We start from the raw sequence: 5,024 nt of genomic DNA on the forward strand, positions 1-5,024 counted from the left end.
CGTCCCCGGATGCCCATTCCCCACCTTCTCCACCGCATCCGCGGCCAGAACACGAACCGTATCAACCGCCCTCTGATCAAGCTCGGTCCAGGTCAGTGTTGGTTCCTCGGTGAGCGTCGCATGTGCTGTCGGATTCACGATTTATCTCCTTTGATTTCGGTCATCGGGCCTCTAGCGGCCGTACGGATGCTTTGTGGCTGGTATCCATGATGGTGAATCAAACGGGTAGGGGTAACACTGTTTTCTGACGGTTCTGCCTACCCTTAAGGGTTGGAAGTTACGTCTACTCAGATACACTGACACGATGAGTGCCGCAACCGACCATCCCCTGACGGAAGTATTCGGTCACACCCCAGACCTGCCGTGGCCGTTCCTGCAGGCCGTAGCGGCTCTGGCCGATGCTCCCCTCACCGACATCGCGGAGCGACTGCGTGAGGCGATATCTCCCTACCTCGCAACCAGCGCATTGGTCATCTTCACCGAGGAGTGCACTGGGCGCCCCCGAAAGAAGGCGGGTGAGGAGGAAATCATCTCCCGAGTCTCGATTGCCGAACTCGATGCACTCCGCTCAGCCCTTTCGGACGAGGAATCTTTCTTCGGCGAAGCCGAGCTCGCCGGTCGACCTCGCCCCGTACTTGCCCTGATTCACACCTCCAGCCGCGCCCTTCTCGTCCTCACGGATCCTCGCTCCGTCGATCCGAAGCGCGAAATGGGAATGGACGTGGTGTCCTATCTGTGGCGCATTGCCGCCCAACGGATCCATGAGAAAGTAGCTGACGCGCCGCCGTCCTTCCTGCTGGAATCACGGGCAGCCTCAGCTGAACGAGTCCGCGTGACGGCGGAACTGACCGATCTACACTCCACGACCCTGGAGACACTCCTGGCTGCTTTGCGATCATCCTCCCTGGACGATGCGGCAGCCCGCTCCACCGTCACCGACCTCACAGCCAAAGCCCTGATCGGGATCCGCACTCTCAGCGACCGTACGACGGACCTCATAGAGCAGCCCGTCGCGACAACTTTCGAGCGCCTGCGGGAGGACCTGCGACCGCTGACGCGCTTCAGCGGAATCAAGGTCGAGTTCGTCGAACCGCCGCTCAACGGAAGGGCCCTTCCCGGCGAAGTCGCCCACGCGGCGCGGGCCATCGTCCGAGGACTTGTGCTGGCCATGGTGGAGCAGCCCGACGTCAGCCGAGTACGAATCCATTGGGACTGCGATGGCGAAAACCTTCTGATCAACGTACGCGACGACGGCGGCGGTGCACTTGCAGCCGACTCGCCCAATATTAGCCGCTTGGATCGCCGGGTACAGGCGCTCACCGGACACCTGCAGATCGATGTCATGCCTGGTTGGGGTGCAGACGTCTTCGTCACGCTCCCGCTGGACCTACCGGCGCGTCCGGCAGGGGATGTCGCTGAGTGGAACCTCGCAGCGCGAGAACTCGAAGTGCTTCAGCACCTCGTCTCCGGAGAACGCAACCGCACGATCGCCTCACTACTGGGTATCAGCGAGAACACCGTCAAGTTCCATGTGCGGAACCTGTTCAAGAAGCTCGACGTAGGCTCACGCACAGAGGCCATCGCCCTGGCGCATAGCAACGGGCTTCGCTGACGGAATGACGACCGGTTGCACCGGACTGGCATGGAGCCCTGAATCAGTGGTTCGATGACTTGGCTGACTTACGGTGGGGGATCTCCGGGCACGACGTGGCAGCGGATTCGGCCTCCGAGGCGGTAATGCGCGTCCTTCTATGACGCGATCTAGCCGAACAGGACCGCGGCTTCATCTAGCCGAACAGGACCGCGGCTTCATCTAGCCGAACAGGACCGCGGCTTCATCTAGCCGAACAGGACCGCGGCTTCATCTAGCCGAACAGGACCGCGGCTTCGTCGTAGCGCTCTTGCGGAACGGATTTCAGCTGACCCAACGCCTCCTCGAAGCTCACTCGTAGAATCTCAGTGCCTTTCAGGGCGACCATGGTGCCCCAGGAGTCCTCGACGACGGCGTCAATAGCGGCCATGCCGAGCCGAGTGGCAAGGACACGGTCGAAGGCGGAGGGCACACCGCCGCGTTGGATGTAGCCCAAGGTGGTTGCACGGGTTTCGATGGTGGTCCGGGTCTCGAGCTCCTGCGCCAGTTTGTCCGCGATTCCGCCGAGCCTTGGGCGGCCGAAAGTATCCAGCCCCCGCGGAGAGTGTGGTGATTCCAGGTGCTCTGGAACAAACCCTTCTGCAACTACTACCAGCGGCGCACGGCCGCGGGCGTTGGCCTGGGTGACCCACTGGGCTATCTGCTCAACGCTGACTTTCTGTTCCGGGATGAGGATGGCGTGGGCGCCCGCCGCCATGCCGGCATGCAGGGCGATCCAGCCGACGTGACGGCCCATCACCTCGACGACCATGCACCGGTGGTGTGATTCGCCGGTAGTGCGCAGCCGGTCGATCGCCTCCGTGGCGATCTGCACAGCGGTATCGAAACCGAAGGTGTAATCCGTCGCATCGAGGTCGTTGTCCACCGTCTTCGGTACGCCCACAATCTTCAATCCGACGTCGGTGAGACGATTCGCTGCAGCCAGGGTTCCCTCACCGCCGATGGCAATGATCGCATCGATACCCAACCGGACCAGGTGAGCTTCGATGACTTCAGGACCGCCGCCGTTGTCGAAGGGATTGGTGCGGGAGGTGCCGAGGATCGTGCCGCCCTGCTTGGCGATACCCCGAACCATGGCGCGGGAGATGTCGATGGCCTCACCCTGCACCACACCACGCCAGCCGTCTCGGAAACCCACGAATTCGTGTCCGTGCACAGTAATGCCCTTCAATACCGCACCGCGGACGACAGCGTTCAGTCCGGGGCAATCACCGCCGCTGGTAAGGATTCCGATTTTCATGTATGTACTCAGATCATGGGAGGGAATTGCAGGGACAAGGTGGCGTCATGGGAGAAGAAATGCGTTTCGAGTGCCGAGATCTCCCGCGTCATTGCGATTTCCGCAGTAACGACACGGACGGTGTAGCAGGACGGAGGCTAGGCGGGCGTCCACGTTGCGAGTACCGACATTGCCTCCTCGACGATGTCTGTAGCTGGGAGGGACGGCCGGTGGACGCCGGCCATCTGCTCCATGACCCGCACCACCTGGCAGCTGTAGCCGAACTCGTTGTCGTACCAGACGTAGAGAACAAGATTGCGGTCCGTGGAAACGGTAGCAAGGCCGTCCACGATGCCGGTACGACGGGAACCGACGAAATCCGAGGAAACCACTTCGGGCGAGTCGATGTAGTCGATCTGCTTGCGCAGGCCGGAGTGCAGCGACATTTCTCGAAGAAAATTGTTGACTGCGTCCTTGGTTGTCGCGTTCTCCAGGCCGAGATGCAGGATGGCCAGGGATACGTCCGGAGTGGGCACTCGGATGGAGCTACCGGTGAGCTTGCCCAGTAGTTCGGGCAGAGCTTTCGCGGCTGCTTCGGCTGCACCTGTTTCGGTGATCACCATGTTCAGCGGAGCGGACCGCCCACGACGATCACCCTTGTGGAAGTTGTCGATCAGGTTCTGGTCATTCGTAAAGGAGTGGATGGTTTCCACATGGCCGTGTACCACGCCGAACCTCTCGTGAATGGCCTTCAGGACCGGGGTGATGGCGTTCGTCGTGCAGGACGCAGCGGAGATGATCCGATCCGTGTCCTCGATCGTGCGGTGGTTGATGCCGTGGACGATGTTCTTCAGATCACCTTCGCCTGGTGCGGTCAGGAGCACCCGAGCGACACCTCTGCTTCTCAGATGTTGGGACAGACCCTCGGCGTCGCGCCAGCGGCCGGTGTTATCGACCACCAGGGCGTTGTTGATGCCGTATGCGGTGTAGTCGATGGCGGCGGGGTCATCCGAGTAGATGATCTGGATCTGCACGCCGTTGGCCGTGATGGTGTTGGCATGGTCATCGATTCGGATAGTGCCGTCGAAGGGGCCATGGATCGAATCGCGCCGCAAGAGACTTGCCCGTTTGGCGAGGTCGTTGTCGGATCCTCGGCGAACGACGACGGCGCGCAAGCGTAGTCCATTACCACCACTGGCCTTCTCGATCAGGAGACGGGCCAGCAGTCTCCCGATCCGACCGAAGCCGTAGAGCACGACATCGGTGCCGGTACCGTCGCCATCGCCGCGCCTCCCTAGTATGCCGGCGAGCTCGGCACGAAGGAACTCCTCCAGGTCGGCTTCGTTGCCCTCGTCCCTGAACTTCTGGTGCAGGCGCGCGATATCTAGCGCGGCCGAGCCGAGGTCGAGCTTCGCCAGGATGTTCAGTAGCGGGGCAGTCTCCTCCAAGGCCAATTCATCCCCACTGATCCGGCGCGCGAATCGGTGCGCCTTGAGGATATGCATGGTGGATTTGTTGGTCAGACTCCGACCATGAATGCTCACAACCACGTTGTTCTCGCGGTACAGCCGGCCGATCACCGGGATCATGGTCTCGGCGAGAGCTTCGCGGCCCATCCACGTATCGAGATAGGGGTCTGGTGTCTGTAGCATCGATTGCTCTCCTAAGGAGGGTCGGTCTGTTGACGAGCATCTGGGCACCCACTCCAGCGATGCGGACACTGACATCAGCTGCTCATGGATGAGTACTGCCGTCGTGTTCGCAATTTCCTCGACACCGGGCGTTGCTGCCACGTGGTTCGTTGCTTCGGAGGCAGGTTCCACCGGATCGTCGTTGGCGTCCGCTGCTCGAAGGTGGGCTCAATGCTCATCGTCCCGCCGAGTCCGGGTAGTGAAAACGCTGTTTCGGGATGGTTTCGACCACCCTTTCGGGCAGCAGAGGGTGGTGGTGTATGCCGCGGGGTGGGTGTTGGGGGTGGGTGCGGGGTGGGGTGTTGGGGGTGTGGGGTGCGGTGCTGTGTGGGGTGGTGTGTGGGGGTTTTGTGTGACGAGCGGCACAATGAGGGGGGTGAGCGGTGTGGTTGGGGGGTCTTGCGGTGGGGTCTGGTAGTGGGGTTGGGGTGGTTCTACGGTTGTCTTTCAACTGGCCCTCATG

The 5,024-nt window shown here is 61.6% G+C and carries 4 protein-coding genes; 1 reads left to right on the forward strand and 3 read right to left on the reverse strand.

What is annotated here, in order from left to right:
* The coding region (locus tag RCH21_RS17060) for a hypothetical protein (RefSeq protein WP_326965409.1) at positions 1-138 on the reverse strand (138 nt) is incomplete at its 3' end.
* A 166-nt stretch (positions 139-304) separates the two neighbouring features.
* Here RCH21_RS17060 and RCH21_RS17065 point away from each other — a divergent pair.
* Positions 305-1,612, forward strand: a complete 1,308-nt coding sequence (locus RCH21_RS17065; RefSeq protein ID WP_326965406.1) for a helix-turn-helix transcriptional regulator — start codon at positions 305-307, stop codon at positions 1,610-1,612.
* Positions 1,613-1,865: 253 nt separating this feature from the next.
* On the opposite strand, the gene RCH21_RS17070 is transcribed toward RCH21_RS17065, so the two are convergent.
* Positions 1,866-2,891 (reverse strand): ATP-dependent 6-phosphofructokinase, encoded by a 1,026-nt coding sequence (locus RCH21_RS17070; protein ID WP_326965407.1) that lies wholly within the window; start codon positions 2,889-2,891, stop codon positions 1,866-1,868.
* Between the two features lie 137 nt (positions 2,892-3,028).
* Complete coding sequence (locus tag RCH21_RS17075; RefSeq protein WP_326965408.1) at positions 3,029-4,522, reverse strand: glyceraldehyde-3-phosphate dehydrogenase; 1,494 nt, start codon at positions 4,520-4,522, stop codon at positions 3,029-3,031.
* Positions 4,523-5,024 lie beyond the last annotated feature (502 nt).

It is taken from the genome of Arthrobacter sp. PL16, from assembly GCF_035985055.1.
Taxonomy (GTDB): domain Bacteria; phylum Actinomycetota; class Actinomycetes; order Actinomycetales; family Micrococcaceae; genus Arthrobacter_D; species Arthrobacter_D cheniae.

Bases quoted from the DNA above. Each gene is read 5' to 3' on its own strand.
- RCH21_RS17065 (WP_326965406.1), top strand. From the start codon at position 305: ATGAGTGCCGCAACCGACCATCCCCTGACGGAAGTATTCGGTCACACC.
- RCH21_RS17070 (WP_326965407.1), bottom strand. From the start codon at position 2,891: ATGAAAATCGGAATCCTTACCAGCGGCGGTGATTGCCCCGGACTGAAC.
- RCH21_RS17075 (WP_326965408.1), bottom strand. From the start codon at position 4,522: ATGCTACAGACACCAGACCCCTATCTCGATACGTGGATGGGCCGCGAA.